The following is a 16,665-nucleotide window of genomic DNA, read 5'->3' on the forward strand; positions in this document are numbered from 1 at the left end:
AGTTTTCTTATCTTCGCTTTGTCGGGACCGGATCGTGGCCACTAGGACCTAAAGGATGGCATTTTAGTAGACGTTTGACTGTTAACCAACCGCCTTTTAAAAAGCCGTGGAGCCGGATGGCTTCAATGGCGTATTGCGAACAGGTGGGGGTAAAGCGACACCTGGGCCCAAGCAATGGACTGATGACCACTTGGTATAGGCGAATAATGCCTACGCTGAGTCGTTGCAGCGGCGAGAAAGCGTGCGCCATAATCTATCCAGCAGTTCGAACAGCTCGTCGTTGGGTACCTCTCCAACACCACGTTTAGCGATCACCACGATATCGACACTGGGTAATTGATGTTGCTTTAAACGAAAACTTTCGCGGGCAACACGCTTTATCCTGTTGCGCCAAACGGCACGTTTGAGTGCTTTTTTAGGTACAGCTAATCCCAGTCTGGGATGACCTAGTTCATTTGGTTTAGCAAGAAGAGTGAGATATGGAGATGCGGCTCGGACGGGGTTGTCGAAGACGTTTTTAAAATGGGCGGGAGTTAACAAACGTAACTCCCGTGTAAAGGTGTGTCTGGCCATTAGGCGCTCAGACGGACACGACCCTTGGCGCGACGAGCAGCCAATACTTTGCGACCACCAACAGTGGCCTTGCGAGCACGGAAACCGTGGCTGCGTTTGCGCTTCAAATTTGAAGGTTGAAAAGTGCGTTTCATAGTAGTTATTACCGCTGTGTCAGTTAGCTATACAGTTGGCCATGTCCACGATTGACGCATAAGCATCACCGAGACGGCCTCACCAAAGAGGCCGAATTCTAAACAGTTCTGTTTATGACGTCAATCAACATGCCGTTGATTGGTGACCAATAACGAAACAATCGCTGTTTCTTCAGGTCGATCCCAAGATCCTTAACGATCGCGGGGGCTGGAATTATACAGAGCCCTTAAGTGTTAGCAACAAAAACTGCTATTGAGTTGTGCCAGAGCCACTAAAAAATAGCTAACCATATAAATCTTAATGCAAGTGATAGTAATTACTATTTAGATCTATTAATGTAAGGCGCCAATTAACCCCCAATATGGAACTAAGGGAATATCCATGTCCAGCCGTACACTTTTATCTGCCTCTATTGCTTTGGCCTTTTCACCGCCGCTATTTAGCCAATCCTTATCTTTTTTAGATGAAACCGTGGTGTCGGCAACGCGCCACGAGCAACTTAAAAAAGAGGTGTCTTCTTCAATCGCCACCGCCACTCGTCAAGAGATGGATACTAACTTGGTACACACCATAGGTGAGGCGCTTAAGTATACGCCGGGGGTCGCCGCGACGGGCAGCGGACGCTTTGGATTGTCAGGATTTAATATTCGTGGTGTAGAAGGCAGTCGCATTAAAACCATGATCGATGGCGTACAACAACCTGTACCTTATAACCCCGGCGCTAATGAACAGCGCAGTTATCCTAATGCCATTGAGATAGATACCTTACAAACTATAGAGGTAAATAAAGGACCTGCTTCTACCTTGTATGGCTCTGATGCCATTGGCGGGGCCGTATTATTAAAAACTAAAGATCCCAGTGATGTACTGCGTAGCAAAGACAATGAACAGCGCTTTGGCATTAAGAGCAGTTATGCCTCGGTGAATGAAGAGTTTAAAAACACTGCCACTTGGGCGCTGCGCCAAGGGGCATGGGAGAGCTTAGTGATGGCCACCTATGCCAATGGCCATGAAACAAACGCCCACGGCAGTGGGTTAGACGTGGAAGGGCCGATGCGAGGGTTAGCGAACCCAGCGGATGCTCAGTTAGGTAATCTATTAGCTAAGGCCTATTACCAAGTGAATGAGCATCATAAAGTGGGTGCCACGGTAGAGTACTATCAAAAGCAATATGATGAACAAGAGCTTAATTATAATGGCTATAGCATTATGCCCGGCTTTACCTACACGGATAATTACAATAAAGATAAGCGAGAGCGTTTACGCCTTGGCCTCAGTCATCAATGGCAGCTAGCAGCGCCTCTAGCCGATCGCCTTGATTGGTCCCTTAATATGCAAGACTCACGCTCTTTATATAAAAATTACGACACTACAGACGCCAATGGTCGCCGCCAGCGAGCGCGCAGTGCCCAAGATAAAGCGATACAAGTTGATGCCGCGTTTCCTAAACTTGCCGGTGCTGAGCAAGCTCACCTGCTCACCTATGGCGCCAGCTTTATTCATAATGACTTTCAACTGGATAACACTGATTTTAAGTTAGACACCAATAGTGTCGCCCCAGGAAATACTGGCTTACCGGATGCAACGCTTCGCCAATGGGGCGCCTTTCTTCAAGATCAGTGGTTTTTAATGGACGATCGCTTGATTGTAACCGCCGGTGCCCGCTTTGATAATTATGAAGCCAAGCCGGGCTCAGATGCGGGTTATAGCAATGACTTTGCGAGCAACCAAGATCATGCACTGACTCTTAAGTTGGGCTCGGTTTATCATTTAGATGATACTTGGTCGGTATTTGGCCAAGTGAGCCAAGGCTTTAAGGCGCCTACCGTCGAAGATCTTTATTATGTATATGACACAGGAGCCGTATTTAATCCAAACCCTAATCTTAAAGCCGAGAAGAGCCTGGCTTATGAGCTAGGCCTAAGAGTGCAAAACGAACATATTAGTGGCGAGCTCACCACTTTTTATACGGAATATAAAGATTTTATCGCAGATGTAATAATCGGCTCGGCACCTGGTCCTCGTGGGCCACGAGATATCGTCACTAAGAAAAACTTAGATGACGTTACTATTTACGGCGCCGAGTTGAGTAGCACACTTCATTTAGACTCAGCGCTTGGCGCAGCACCGGGCACTTACGCTAAAGCCAGTCTTGCTTATGCCCAAGGGGAAAATAAGCAAACCGGCCGTCGGTTAAATGAAGTCGCGCCTCTTACGGGCGTGGTAGGAGTGGGGATTAATAAAGAGCATTATGGCGGCGCGCTTAATCTCACTATGGTGGCCAGTAAAAATAAATGGCAAGAAGAAAATCATAGTGATGTTAAGGGTTACGGGGTAGTAGATATTACCACTTATTATAAGCCCACTGCAGATCTCACGCTGAGTGCGGGTTTATTTAATGCGCTTGATAAGAAGTATTGGAGTTATCAAGATGCAACCAGTACTGGCCACGGCGTAGGCGGGGCGGATCGTGATAGCCAACCGGGTCGAAACTGGGGACTAACGCTCGATTACCAGTTTTAATAAAAGGTAGCCTGCTCGCTTGGCGGTGTCTTGTTAACACGCCGCCAAGCTTTTCACTTTCTTTGTTTCGATGTTAGTTACGACGTGGGTAATACCTTGCGTAAAAAAGCCCGGGTGCGCGGATCACTGGGGTTAGTTAGTATTTGCTCTGGCGGCCCTTGCTCCACAATATGCCCACCATCCATAAAGATCACTCTATCGGCCACTTCTCGCGCAAAGCTCATTTCATGAGTCACGACCACCATGGTTTGGTGCGCCTGGGCCAGCTTTTTCATTAAGCCTAACACTTCATCTACCCACTCGGGATCGAGCGCCGAAGTGGGCTCATCAAATAACATTACCTTGGCATGGCTCACCATGGCGCGGGCAATACCAATACGCTGCTGCTGGCCACCGGATAAGGAAGAGGGATAAACATCCGCTTTATCGGCTAAACCAATATCTTCTAGCATCGCCAGAGCTTCGCTATGGGCTTGGGCTTTAGGTTTTTTCCAGACCGTAATCAACCCTTCGGCGATATTATCGCGCGCCGTTTTATTAGCGAATAATGCATAGTTTTGAAAAACAAACGCCGTGCGTTTTCTCAGCTCGATGGCGTCTTTGGCTGCATGTTTAGCGAGATTAATGGAGAAGTCACCAATCTTTAGCTGACCTACTTCGGGCGTTTCTAATAAATTAAGACAGCGTAATAGGGTGGATTTTCCGGTGCCCGACGGCCCTAAAATCACTACAATTTCGCCTTGTTTAATATCTAGGCTGATGTCGTTTAATACTTTTTGACCATGATAAATCTTGGTGAGGTTGCGCAAGCTAAGCATAGCTCTCCTAATAAGCCGCGTTGAGCTTGCGCTCAAGTAAGGTCTGTAAATAGGTGAAGACCACCACCACCGCCCAGTAGATAAGAGCCACTGCAATAAAAGACTCAAAAAACTTAAAACTGCTGGACGCCTCTTTTTGAGCGGAGGACATAATCTCGGCTACGCCTAAGGTAAATGCCAAGGAGGTACTTTTTATCATATCGATGAAATAATTCATTAAGGAAGGAGTCGCGATGCGTGCCGCTTGGGGCAAAATAATGCGTCTCATGGCTTGGCCGCGCGTCATACCGATACTTAGCGCCGCTTCGGTTTGGCTTTTATCCACACTGATAATGGCGGCGCGAATTGATTCCGCCATATAAGCACTGAAGTGCAGCGTTAGGCCAATTACCGCGGCGCTAAAACCATTAATACCAATAAAAATAGGCATAATTTGCGGCAGGCCGTAATAAAGCAAAAACAGCTGGACGAGCAGTGGGGTGCCACGGAAAAAAGAAATAAACAGGGTGGCCAGCGCATTTAAGCCGATAATTTTAAAGGTACGAATAACCGCCAGTACCACAGCAATGAGTAGCGCAAAGATAAAGCCCAGCAGCGCCATTTCCATGGTCGTTCCCAAATAGCGGAACAAGATCGGAAATAGCGCTAGCGTGTAATCTAGATCAAATACCATATTATTTATTACTAATATCAGTGCCTAACCATTGCTCTGCAAGGTCGGTTAAGGTGCCATCTTCGCGCATCTCGGCTAGGGCTTGGTTAACTTCATCGCGTAATTTAGTTTGGCTTGGCGTTTTTAAAAAAGGAAAAGCATTTTCTAAAGTCGAGAATGGCTTGCCTGCTAATTGCAGCGGCAAACCGGCTTCTTTAATTAACTGTGCCGAGCCAACCCTGTCCATGACAAAGGCATCGGTACGCCCCAGAGCTACATCTTGCTCTAAGTTAGTTTCGTAGGTCACGATGTTTATTTTATGCTCAGTGTCATGCTCACGAATTAATTGCTCAAAGTTAGAGCCTAAGTTAACCGCGACTTTCTTGCCTTTAAGATCGTCTAAGCCCTGAATACTGTCATTGCCTTTGCGCACGACAATTTGTGCACCGTCGTAAACATAAGGTGTAGAAAAGTTATATTTTTCTAAGCGCTCAGGCGTAATAGTAATCTGATTGGCGATGGTGTCGATACGGGCAGTTTCTAACATGCCAAATAAGCCCGAGAAACTGGAAGTTACAAACTCCACGTCTCGATTAAGACGCTGGGCAATTTCATTCCATACGTCTACTTCGAACCCTTGTAGCTTATCTTGCTTAACAAAGGTGAAAGGATAATAGCCGCCTGACATTCCTACCTTAACCGCATCTGCTGCCGTGGCAGGGCTAAGCAAGAGGGTGCATAAAGCCAGTGCACCGCTTACACGTTTCATCGTTTTTAACATGATTTTTCCTCTTAAGTTGTGCACCACTTTTATTAAGGACAGCTTTGCCAAGGGTTAAGGTGTTAATTAAACAACAATAAAACCGACAAAAGCACAGTGCTATAACAAGCATAAGGGATGATAGGGGCATCAAGCTAGTTGGGATTAGATTAAGAGTGCAAATGAAGAGCGTAAAACGAGGGCAGAGAAGGGGAGTAAAAATAAAAAGGTGCCCCTAAGGGCACCTAATAGAGGCTTATTCAGTAATGCTGAAAGTGCCTTTCATTACACCAATGTGACCTGGGAATGAACAGAAGAAGCTATAATCGCCATCTGCATCCAAATCTTTGGTGCTAAAAGTGATAGTGTCGCTTTCGCCACCACCAATCAAGGCTGTGTGGGCAATGATACGGTCGTCATCTTCTTTAACGTAATCATTGTCTGCACCAGCAGACATACCATCAGTTGCGATTTCTGGCATGTCGTCAGTGGTACTTAACACCCAGTTGTGGCCCATGGCTGACTTAGGCATTGAACCTGTGTGGTGCAGCGTCAAGGTCACTTCTTCACAGCTCGCAGGAACGCTCAGCTCAGTTTGGTCAAACTGCATAGCATCGTTACTGTTGATTTCTAAGGTACAGTCATCATCAGCAGCAAATGCAGGCATTGCAGCCGTTGCTGACATCAGTACTAGGCCTGCTAAATAAGTTGTCTTCTTCATGAATGTCTCCTCAAAGTTTTTTAGGGCATGAGTCATACAAGAAAACGCTACATATGTTGACCCAGCTCAACTAACACTAACATAAATTTTGCTAATACATAGTAGTAACAAAAAGTAGTGCGACAATTATGCACACTTCTATATCTGCAAAACATGATCCAGATCTCATTGTGGGATCTACGGAAGGTTGAGCTGTGGGTAATTTGTTTATAACGACAAGGATCCTGTGCATGAGTCATAAGTTATACACAGATGTCAAGGATCATATTTTTAGCGGATCAACACGATCGCGCTAGAGATCCTGACGCTGGATCAGTAGAATACCTACCCCCTTAGATTGATCCCTTTGTTTCAGGAGTTCTGATGAGCGCTACGCTTTGGCAGCAGTGTCTTAACCGGCTACAAGATGAATTGCCCTCGGCAGAATTCAGTATGTGGATCCGGCCGCTGCAAGCGGAGTTGGATAATAATACCCTTACCTTATCGGCACCGAACCGTTTTGTGCTGGACTGGGTTAGAGATAAGTATTTATTGCGGATCAATAATTTACTAAGTGAGTTTTGTGGCAGTAATTGTCCACAAATGAAGTTTGAAGTAGGTAAGAAGCGCCCGCCAGTTAATTTAATGGCCAGCACTAGCGCCGAGCCTACTAGCGCGCCTCAAGCCAGTAATAGCCCCAGTGCTGCACCAGAAACGCTCACTCCTTCTTGGATTGAGCGCGCCGAAGATAAGCCTCAGCTCACTTATAAGAGCAATGTAAACACCAACTATACCTTTGATAATTTTGTTGAAGGTAAGTCGAACCAATTAGCGCGTGCCGCGGCACAACAAGTCTCGGAAAACCCAGGTGGTGCTTATAATCCGTTATTTTTATATGGCGGTACCGGTTTAGGTAAGACCCACTTATTACATGCGGTAGCTAACGGCATTCGCGCGCGTAAAGCCGATGCTAAAGTCATTTATATGCATTCTGAGCGCTTTGTGCAGGACATGGTGAAGGCATTACAAAATAATGCCATTGAAGAGTTTAAGCGCTATTACCGCAGCGTCGATGCGCTACTAATTGATGACATTCAATTTTTTGCTAATAAAGAGCGCTCTCAAGAGGAATTCTTTCATACCTTTAATGCTTTGCTTGAAGGTAATCAGCAGATCATTCTTACCTCTGATCGCTACCCCAAAGAAATTAACGGCGTGGAAGATCGTCTTAAATCGCGCTTTGGTTGGGGCTTAACCGTGGCCATAGAGCCGCCTGAGCTAGAAACGCGGGTGGCTATTTTAATGCGCAAAGCCGATGAAAATAAAATGCGCCTGCCCCATGAGGTGGCCTTTTTTATTGCTAAACGACTGCGCTCAAATGTGCGGGAATTAGAAGGCGCGCTGAATCGAGTGATGGCCAATGCCAACTTTACCGGCCGCGCAATTAATATCGATTTTGTCCGCGAAGCGCTGCGCGACCTGCTGGCTTTACAAGAAAAGCTAGTCACTATGGATAATATCCAGAAAACCGTCGCCGAATACTATAAAATAAAGCTGTCTGATATTTTATCTAAGCGTCGTTCACGCTCGGTAGCCAGGCCTCGGCAAGTGGCCATGGCGTTAGCAAAAGAGCTAACCAACCACTCGTTACCTGAAATTGGCGATGCCTTTGGTGGGCGAGACCACACTACTGTGTTGCATGCTTGTCGTAAGATCGCGCAGTTGCGCGAAGAAAGTCATGATATAAAGGAAGATTACTCTAATCTTATCCGCACCTTGTCTTCCTGAATCGGAGAAATCCATGCAGTTTTCTATCAGCCGCGAAGCTTTATTGCGCCCCTTGCAACTGGTGTCCAGTGCGTTAGGCGGGCGCCCTAATCTGCCGATCTTAAATAATATCTTGCTAAGTGTGAGTGAGCATTCACTCTCGATGACCGGCACCGATACTGAAGTGGAAATGATTGCTCGCGTTGATTTGCAAGGTGAGGTCACCGACGGACGTACCACGGTACCGGCACGCAAAATGTTAGACTTATGCCGCGGCCTGCCAGAGGGTGCCGAGTTAAAATTTACTCAAGAAGATGAGCGCCTTATTTTACGCTCGGGGCGCAGTCGCTTTAATTTGGCGACTCTAGCTGCGGAGGACTTTCCAAATATTGAAGAGTGGAGCTCTGAGCTGGAGTTTGATATTAACCAGCTGGCGCTAAAGAAGTTGATTGAGTCCACTCAGTTTTCCATGGCCGTGCAAGACGTACGCTATTACTTAAACGGCATGTTATTTGAAACCGACGGCCAATTACTGCGCACTGTGGCTACTGACGGCCACCGCTTAGCTACCTGTCAGCGAGAGTTACTCACCGAAGCGTTACCGGCTCAGCAAGTAATAGTACCGCGCAAAGGCGTATTAGAGCTGGTGAAACTGCTCGAGCATGATGAGCAAGATGTGCGCTTACAAATTGGCAATAATAATATTCGCGCCGTGACTCCGGGCTTTATTTTTACTTCTAAATTGGTGGACGGACGTTTTCCTGATTATCGACGTGTCTTGCCTAGAGAGTGTGATAAAACCTTAATTTGTGGCCGTGAAGAATTGCGCCAAGCGTTTTCTCGCGCCGCGATTTTATCGAATGAGAAATTTCGTGGCGTGCGCTTAAATATGCAAAGCCAGTTATTGAAAATTACGGCTAATAACCCAGAGCAAGAAGAAGCTGAAGAAGTATTGGACGTAGATTATCAGGGTGAAGATTTAGAAATCGGCTTCAACGTCTCTTATGTGTTAGATGTGCTGGGTACTTTGAAGTCTGATAAAGTAAAAGTCAGCTTAAAAGATGCCAGTAGCAGTGGGCTTATTGAGGCAGAAGATAGCAATGATGCGCTGTATGTAGTGATGCCGATGCGACTCTAAGCATGGCGCTGCTTAATTTACAGTTAAAAGATTTTCGCAATATTGCTCATGGGCGCTTAGTGCCAGCGCCGGGTATTAATGTCCTCATTGGCCCGAATGGCAGCGGTAAAACCAGTATTTTAGAGGCTATCCATTACCTAGGCGTGGGGCGCTCGTTTCGTACTCATTTAACGGGGCGGGTGATCCATCAAGGTGAGACCGCCTTTACGTTATTTGCCCGCCTTAAGCGGGAACAAGATAGCTTAAGTATTGGCCTTAGTAAAAACCGGGCGGGCGCGACTCGATTAAAAGTGGGGGGAAAGGTGGCTGAGCGCTTAGCAGACTTAGCACACATTCTCCCCATTCAGTTGATCCACCCAGAAGGGTATAATCTCCTAACTGGCGGCCCAAAATTGCGCCGAGCGTATTTAGATTGGGGACTGTTTTACTCTAATGCGCAGTTTTTTTCGGTGTGGGGGCAATATCGGCGGTTGTTAAAACAGCGCAACGCCTTATTGCGTCGCCAGCGTCCCGCAAGTGAATTTCGCTTTTGGGATCAACAACTGGTGAAGGTCGCCGAAGATTTGAGTCTATTCAGGCAGCAATATGCCGCGGCCATTGAGCCGGTTATTGCCGATATTGCGGCAGATTTTCTGCCTGAGTATGATTTTAGTTTTGATTTTTTTCGCGGTTGGGATCGCCAATTAGAGCTGACCCAAGTGCTAGAGCAAGGTTTAGAGCGAGATTTAGGTTTAGGCTACACCCATTCTGGGCCCCATAAAGCTGAAATTCGTATTAAAGCGCGCAACATGCCGGTGCAAGATTTATTGTCCCGCGGCCAGCTTAAGCTGCTGGTGTGTGCCATGCGCCTTGCTCAAGGTCTGTATTTAAAAACACACGCAGACCAAGACTGTATTTTTTTAATTGACGATTTTGCGTCTGAGTTGGATGAGCACAAACGAGCATTACTGGCACACAGGTTAAACGATCTGGGTGCTCAAGTTTTTGTGTCGGCCATTGATGTGGCCCAACTTAGTCAGATGATCACACGGGATAACAGCAAGCTGTTTCATGTGAAACAGGGTGAAATCACCGAAACCCAGGAGTGCGAGTAAGCCAATGAGTGAACACACTTACGACTCTTCGAGTATTAAGGTATTAAAAGGTCTGGATGCCGTGCGTAAACGTCCGGGAATGTACATCGGCGATACCGATGATGGCACAGGTCTGCACCACATGGTGTTTGAGGTGGTGGATAACTCGATAGATGAGTCCTTAGCCGGACACTGTAAAGACATTGTGGTTATCATTCATGCGGACGGCTCGGTATCGGTTTCTGATGATGGCCGCGGTATTCCAGTCGGTATCCATGAAGAAGAAGGCCGCTCCGCCGCTGAAGTCATTATGACGGTATTGCATGCCGGGGGTAAGTTTGACGATAACTCTTATAAAGTATCGGGCGGCTTGCACGGCGTTGGTGTGTCAGTGGTAAACGCTTTATCTGAAAAGTTGCAACTGACTATTTGGCGAGACGGCAAAGTACATGAGCAAACTTATCGCCATGGTGTACCGCAGGCGCCATTAACGGTAAAAGGCGATACGGAAAAATCCGGTACTCTTATTCGCTTTTGGCCAAGCCATGACACCTTTACCAATACTCAATATCACTTTGAGATATTGGCAAAGCGCTTGCGTGAGCTGTCGTTTCTTAACTCGGGTATTTCCATTAAGTTAACCGATGAGCAAACCGATAAAGAAGCTCACTTTGAATATGAAGGCGGCATTAGCGCCTTTGTGGAATACCTAAACCAAAATAAAACGCCGATTCATCCCAAAGCGTTTCACTTTGTGAGTGAAGAAGAAGGCGGTATTACCGTCGAAGTGGCGATGCAATGGAATGACTCTTACCAAGAGAGCATTTTTTGCTTTACTAACAATATCCCTCAGCGCGACGGCGGCACTCACTTAGCCGGCTTTAGAGGTGCGCTAACTCGTACCCTAAATAGCTTTATGGACAAAGAAGGCTATAGCAAAAAAGCTAAAACCTCGGCCTCTGGCGATGATGCGCGTGAGGGGTTAACTGCGGTAATTTCAGTAAAAGTCCCCGATCCTAAGTTCTCATCGCAAACCAAAGATAAGTTGGTGTCATCAGAGGTGAGAACGGCAGTTGAACAAGCCATGAATGAGCGCTTAAGTGAATATCTTTTGGAAAATCCTCAAGACGCCAAAATTGTGGTTACTAAAATTATTGATGCCGCCCGTGCTCGAGAAGCGGCGCGTAAAGCCCGAGATATGACTCGCCGTAAGGGCGCGCTAGACTTAGCGGGTTTACCGGGTAAGTTGGCAGATTGCCAAGAAAAAGACCCGGCATTGTCTGAACTCTACATAGTGGAGGGTGACTCTGCGGGCGGCTCTGCTAAGCAGGGACGTAACCGTAAGAATCAGGCAATTTTGCCGTTGAAGGGTAAGATCCTTAACGTTGAAAAAGCTCGCTTCGATAAGATGCTCTCTTCTCAAGAAGTGGCGACCTTAATCACGGCGCTTGGTTGTGGTATTGGCCGCGATGAATATAACCCGGACAAACTGCGTTATCACTACATTATTATCATGACCGATGCCGACGTAGATGGTGCGCATATTCGTACCCTCTTACTCACCTTTTTCTATCGTCAGATGCCAGAAATTGTGGAGCGTGGTTATATCTATATTGCGCAGCCGCCTTTGTATAAAGTGAAAAAAGGCAAAAACGAGCAGTATTTAAAAGATGAAGACGCCATGCTGGAATATCAAACTAATCTGGCATTAGAAGGTGCTAGCTTGCATGTTAATGAGTCGGCACCGGCCATTAATGGTGAGCATCTGGAGAAGCTAGTTAAAAACTTTCGCAAGGTTGAGATTTTAATTGAACGACTGGCACGCCGTGCACCCGAAGTTGTACTTAACGAGTTAATTTATCAGCCAGAGCTGACCTTAGAAGCGCTGACCGATGAAGCGCAAGTGGCAGAGTGGGTGAAAAACATTAACGAGTCGTTAGTTGTTGATAATACTCATGGTGCTGAATATATTTTGGAATATGAGTTTTCTGAAGAGCGTAACTGCTACTTACCTAAGGTAAAAGTTCGCCAGCACGGTATTGATCGCGAATTCCCAATTAGCTACGACTTCTTTGCTTCTGGTGAGTATCGCAGCATAGCCGAGTTAGGTAATGGCATTGCCAACCTAATGGAAGAGGGAGGCTATGTGAAGCGCGGTGAAAAGACCAAGCAAGTAGATAGCTTCGCCGAAGGTCTTGAATGGCTGATGCAAGAAAGCAAGCGCGGTCTTTATGTACAGCGCTATAAAGGCTTGGGCGAGATGAACCCAGATCAGTTGTGGGAGACCACCATGGATCCTGACTCGCGCCGCATGCTGCAAGTTAAAATTGAAGATGCCATCGCCGCCGATCAACTATTCTCCACGTTAATGGGTGATCATGTTGAGCCGCGTCGTGAGTTTATTGAAGCGAACGCCTTGCGCGTAGCTAACTTAGATATTTAAAAGTTGGCAAATGTCATGATCAGTAATAAAGGTCTAATGGGATGGCAGATAAGTCTTTCACCTAAATAGACTTAAGAGCAGCCTTTGGGCTGCTTTTTTTATAATTACGCTATGCATTTTTGGTAGGCTGGTTACACTGGCTAAGAGTAATATTTAAGATCCATATTAAGGACAGTATGATGAGCAATGATAAACGTCGCCAATATTCCAGTCAGGTAGTAGATGGCCCGACTAAAGCTCCCGCACGCGCCATGTTGCGTGCCGTTGGGTTTACCGATGAAGACTTTAAAAAGCCCCAAGTAGGCATTGCCTCTACCTGGAGTAACTTAACGCCGTGTAATATGCATATCGATAAACTGGCCGTAGAAGCCGGGGTCGGTGCAGATGAAGCAGGCGGCAAGAGCATTATTTTTAATACCATTACTATTTCTGACGGTATTGCTAACGGCACTATCGGCATGAAGTATTCGTTAGTGTCGCGGGAAGTGATCGCCGACTCTATTGAAACCGTAGCCGGCTGTGAAGGCTTTGATGGCATTGTGGCCATCGGTGGTTGTGATAAGAATATGCCCGGCTGTATTATTGGCATGGCGCGTCTTAATCGCCCCTCGGTATTTGTGTATGGCGGTACTATAGCGCCAGGCAAAAACCACACCGATATTATCTCGGTGTTTGAAGCTGTAGGTGCCCACGCTAAAGGCGATATGTCTTTAATTGATGTAAAGCAAATTGAAGACACCGCTATTCCAGGCCCAGGTGCTTGTGGCGGCATGTATACTGCTAACACCATGGCCTCGGCCATTGAAGCTATGGGCATGAGCTTGCCTAATAGCTCGGCACAAAATGCTACCTCAGATCACAAAATCCAAGACTGCCGCGATGCCGGTGCTGCGGTGCTTAACTTATTAGATCGTGATATTAAGCCTTCCGACATTATGACCCGCGAAGCGTTTGAGAACGCTATTACGGTAGTCATTGCACTGGGTGGCTCGACTAACGCAGTATTGCACTTATTAGCCATGGCTCATGCGGTGAATGTAGAGCTGAGCTTAGAAGATTTTGTGCGCATTGGTGAGCGAGTGCCGGTATTGGCAGATCTGCGCCCCAGCGGTCATTATATGATGTCTGAGTTGGTCGCCATTGGTGGCATTCAGCCGCTAATGAAAATTTTGCTCGATGCAGGTCTTTTACATGGTGACTGCTTAACCGTAACCGGTAATACTCTAGCTGAAAACTTAAAAGATGTAGCCCCCTACCCAAGTGAACAAACTATTATTCGCCCCTTGGATAACCCCATCAAGAAAGACAGCCACTTGCGTATCTTACGCGGTAACTTAGCGCCTGAGGGCTCGGTTGCTAAGATCACCGGCAAAGAAGGTTTAGCCTTTACCGGACCGGCACGAGTGTTTGCTTCTGAAGAAGAAACTCTGGAGCGCATTTTAGATGGCACGGTTAAAGCCGGTGACGTATTAGTTATTCGCTACGAAGGTCCAAAAGGCGGTCCGGGTATGCGCGAAATGCTTAGCCCCACCTCTGCTATTATGGGCAAAGGCTTAGGCCAAGATGTAGCGCTCATCACCGACGGTCGCTTCTCAGGTGGCAGTCATGGTTTTGTAGTGGGTCATATTTCACCCGAAGCACAAAGCGGTGGTCCTTTGGCCATAGTAGAAGATGGCGACATTATCACTATTGATGCCGAGACCAATACCCTGGAAGTTAACCTATCAGATGCAGAGATTGCTGAGCGTTTAGCTAAGTGGCAGGCACCGGCGCCGCGCTATAACCGTGGCGTGCTGGCAAAATATGCCCACACCGTAAGCTCGGCATCATTGGGTGCTGTGACTGACGATTTATAAGCGAGTGTGAAGCGAGCACCACAGCGTGAGGTGAAAGTACTGGCACTTCACGCTATGTTCGCCATAGTGGCGAATATCAGCTCGCACCGCTCAAAAACCGATAGCCAAGTCATACTAAAAAGTATGACAGTGCTCAATAAAAAAGATCCTGCGGGATCTTTTTTTATAAAAAATTTAAGCTTTTGCTTGAAAACTAAACTTGCTGACCTTATTTAATAGTTAAGGCAAGAGCGTCGCTCAACAGAGGACACTCAGCTTAATTAGTAAAAACTGCCCTAACTAAGCGTCTTAACTGCTCGTCCATTGTGGAGAGCATACTCGGGTTAACAACACCCAACACATCGCTCATTTGAGGATATTAAATTATGTCACGTTTTGATCTTACTCCTTTATACCGTACTGCCATTGGTTTTGACCGTTTAGCTTCCATGATGGAAAACGCTAACAACAGCAACAATAACGGTTACCCTCCTTATAATATCGAGCTATTAAGCGAAAACCATTATCGTATTTCGATGGCGGTGGCCGGTTTTGCTGAAAGTGATTTAGAAATCACCAGTCACGAAAATAGCCTGATTGTGAAAGGCACTAAAGAAGCGCCTGAAACGCCGAAAAATTACCTGTATCAAGGTATTGCCGAGCGTGGCTTCGAACGACGCTTCCAGCTGGCGGATCACGTGAAAGTGACCGGCGCCGATATGGAAAATGGCCTGCTGCATATCGACTTAGTGCGCGATGTGCCAGAAGCGGCTAAGCCTAAAAACATTGCGATTGGCCAAGCCAACAGCTAACCATTAGCTAATTCGTGAAAATAAAACGCCGACCCTAGGGTCGGCGTTTTTATTTGTTTTTAACTTACGGCTTACAGCTGTGTTTGAGGCGCTTGATAAATAGCGTAAATCTCTTCGGCTAAAATCTTAATACCTGCTTGTACATCTTCTTCGGGCTGGGCGTAGTTAAGGCGGATACATTGTTTACTGTGTGCCCAGTGCTCATCTTCAATACCAGGAAAGAAGTAGTGGCCAGGTACCACTAGTAAGCCTTTTTTCTTTAACCGCTCGTATAGCTCTTGGCAATGAATGGGTAAGTCTTCAAACCACAGCCATAAGAAGAGCGCGCCTTCGGGTTTATGAATATGAAACTGAGGCAAGGTAATGGCTTTTTGTAACCAAGCTACGGCCTGTTGTGCTTTTTGTTGATAAAAAGGTTTGATCACGTCATTACTTAGTTTTAAAACGTCGCCATTTTCCATCATCGGCAACGTCATGGCCGGGCCCACGCTACCCGGTGCTAGATTAATAATGCCACTGATATTGGTCATGGCTTTAATTAGCTCGGGCTTTGCTACCACAATGCCGCAGCGCACGCCCGGCAAGCCAAGCTTAGATAAGCTCATGCATAAAATGGTGTTGTCGTTCCAAAAGGGGTTAACATCGGAGAAAATAATATTAGGAAAAGGCATGCCATAGGCATTATCAATTAATAGCGGTATGCCTTTCTCTCGTGCCAAGATATCGAGGCGCATCACTTCTTCGTCGGTCAGCACGTTGCCGGTAGGGTTAGTAGGGCGTGACACACAAATTAAGCCAATATCGTCGCCTACTTCTAAACTGTCAAAGTCCACGTGATACTTAAATAGCCCCTCATCTAACAAGCTGATGGTTGGCTTATAGGCCTTAAAATGATCTTCGCTTAAGGCGCCATCCCCGTAGCCGATATATTCCGGCGCTAGCGGAAATAAGACTTTTTTCTTGCGCCCGTCACTAAATTCACCGGCCAGTAAATTAAACAGATAAAAAAAGGCGGTTTGGCTGCCATTGGTCAGCGCAATATGCTCGGGCCCAATGGCCCAGCCGAGCTCGTCAGACAATAACTTAGCTAGCGCATTAATATAGGTGTTTTTACCTTGAGGGCCATCGTAATTAGCCATGGCCTTAATTAAATCGCCGTTTTTTATCAGTGCTTGGGCTTGCTGCTCAAGGTAGGCCAATACCTTTGGAATTGCCGCTGGATTACCGCCACCTAACATAATGGTATCGGGTGTGGTTAACCCCTGATTAAGATCGTCCATCAATTGGGTGATGCCCGCATGGCGGGTAAACTTTTGGCCAAACGTTGAAAATTCCATGAGCTACTTACCCAGTAATAAAATTGAAGTTAGAGTTTACGTTATCTCAGTACGCTTTGTCTGTGATCCCTAAACAAAAGCCCCGCACAAGGCGGGGCT

General features: G+C 46.6%; 15 protein-coding genes. 7 read left to right on the plus strand and 8 right to left on the minus strand.

Going from position 1 to position 16,665, the window contains the following annotated elements:
- Positions 1 to 7: 7 nt before the first annotated feature.
- From yidD to rpmH, 3 genes are read right to left on the minus strand one after another with little or no spacing between them, the layout of a single operon-like run.
- A complete protein-coding gene (gene yidD / locus CBP12_RS10440) occupies positions 8 to 250 on the minus strand; it encodes a membrane protein insertion efficiency factor YidD (RefSeq protein WP_086964372.1) in 243 nt (80 codons plus the stop codon).
- Positions 211 to 573 carry a ribonuclease P protein component gene (rnpA, locus tag CBP12_RS10445; RefSeq protein ID WP_086964373.1) on the minus strand — a complete coding sequence of 121 codons (363 nt, stop codon included), beginning with the start codon at positions 571 to 573 and terminating at the stop codon, positions 211 to 213. The genes yidD and rnpA overlap by 40 nt, the downstream gene beginning before the upstream one ends.
- Positions 573 to 707, minus strand: a complete 135-nt coding sequence (rpmH, locus tag CBP12_RS10450; protein ID WP_086964374.1) for a 50S ribosomal protein L34 — start codon at positions 705 to 707, stop codon at positions 573 to 575. Before rpmH ends, rnpA begins: the two co-directional genes overlap by 1 nt.
- Positions 708 to 1,089: 382 nt before the next feature.
- On the opposite strand from rpmH, the gene CBP12_RS10455 reads away from it, so the two are divergent.
- Complete coding sequence (locus tag CBP12_RS10455) at positions 1,090 to 3,231, plus strand: TonB-dependent hemoglobin/transferrin/lactoferrin family receptor (protein WP_086964375.1); 2,142 nt, start codon at positions 1,090 to 1,092, stop codon at positions 3,229 to 3,231.
- A gap of 77 nt (positions 3,232 to 3,308) precedes the next feature.
- Here CBP12_RS10455 and CBP12_RS10460 read toward each other — a convergent pair whose 3' ends face one another.
- The 4 genes from CBP12_RS10460 to azu form a co-directional block, all read right to left on the minus strand.
- Complete coding sequence (locus CBP12_RS10460) at positions 3,309 to 4,049, minus strand: amino acid ABC transporter ATP-binding protein (protein ID WP_086964376.1); 741 nt, start codon at positions 4,047 to 4,049, stop codon at positions 3,309 to 3,311.
- 7 nt (positions 4,050 to 4,056) lie between these two features.
- A complete protein-coding gene (locus CBP12_RS10465; RefSeq protein WP_086964377.1) occupies positions 4,057 to 4,722 on the minus strand; it encodes an amino acid ABC transporter permease in 666 nt (221 codons plus the stop codon).
- Between the two features lies 1 nt (position 4,723).
- Positions 4,724 to 5,482, minus strand: coding sequence for an amino acid ABC transporter substrate-binding protein (locus CBP12_RS10470; RefSeq protein WP_086964378.1), 759 nt, complete (start codon positions 5,480 to 5,482; stop codon positions 4,724 to 4,726).
- 235 nt (positions 5,483 to 5,717) lie between these two features.
- Positions 5,718 to 6,182: an azurin gene (gene azu / locus CBP12_RS10475; protein ID WP_086964379.1), complete on the minus strand. Its 465-nt coding sequence runs from the start codon at positions 6,180 to 6,182 to the stop codon at positions 5,718 to 5,720.
- A gap of 363 nt (positions 6,183 to 6,545) precedes the next feature.
- On the opposite strand from azu, the gene dnaA reads away from it, so the two are divergent.
- The 6 genes from dnaA (at position 6,546) to CBP12_RS10510 (ending at position 15,229) form a co-directional block, all read left to right on the plus strand.
- Positions 6,546 to 7,949: a chromosomal replication initiator protein DnaA gene (dnaA, locus tag CBP12_RS10480; protein ID WP_086964380.1), complete on the plus strand. Its 1,404-nt coding sequence runs from the start codon at positions 6,546 to 6,548 to the stop codon at positions 7,947 to 7,949.
- A 13-nt stretch (positions 7,950 to 7,962) separates the two neighbouring features.
- On the plus strand, positions 7,963 to 9,066 hold the full coding sequence (gene dnaN, locus CBP12_RS10485; protein ID WP_086964381.1) for a DNA polymerase III subunit beta: 1,104 nt from the start codon (positions 7,963 to 7,965) through the stop codon (positions 9,064 to 9,066).
- Between the two features lie 2 nt (positions 9,067 to 9,068).
- Entirely contained in the window at positions 9,069 to 10,160 is a 1,092-nt protein-coding gene (gene recF, locus CBP12_RS10490; RefSeq protein WP_086964382.1) for a DNA replication/repair protein RecF, read from the plus strand.
- A gap of 4 nt (positions 10,161 to 10,164) precedes the next feature.
- Entirely contained in the window at positions 10,165 to 12,582 is a 2,418-nt protein-coding gene (gyrB, locus tag CBP12_RS10495; protein WP_086964383.1) for a DNA topoisomerase (ATP-hydrolyzing) subunit B, read from the plus strand.
- A gap of 176 nt (positions 12,583 to 12,758) precedes the next feature.
- Positions 12,759 to 14,438, plus strand: coding sequence for a dihydroxy-acid dehydratase (ilvD, locus tag CBP12_RS10500; protein ID WP_232455056.1), 1,680 nt, complete (start codon positions 12,759 to 12,761; stop codon positions 14,436 to 14,438).
- A gap of 365 nt (positions 14,439 to 14,803) precedes the next feature.
- Positions 14,804 to 15,229, plus strand: coding sequence for an Hsp20 family protein (locus CBP12_RS10510; protein ID WP_086964386.1), 426 nt, complete (start codon positions 14,804 to 14,806; stop codon positions 15,227 to 15,229).
- A 71-nt stretch (positions 15,230 to 15,300) separates the two neighbouring features.
- Here CBP12_RS10510 and CBP12_RS10515 read toward each other — a convergent pair whose 3' ends face one another.
- Complete coding sequence (locus tag CBP12_RS10515) at positions 15,301 to 16,566, minus strand: valine--pyruvate transaminase (RefSeq protein WP_086964387.1); 1,266 nt, start codon at positions 16,564 to 16,566, stop codon at positions 15,301 to 15,303.
- Positions 16,567 to 16,665 lie beyond the last annotated feature (99 nt).

This window comes from Oceanisphaera avium (assembly GCF_002157875.1).
GTDB classification, from domain to species: Bacteria; Pseudomonadota; Gammaproteobacteria; order Enterobacterales; family Aeromonadaceae; genus Oceanimonas; species Oceanimonas avium.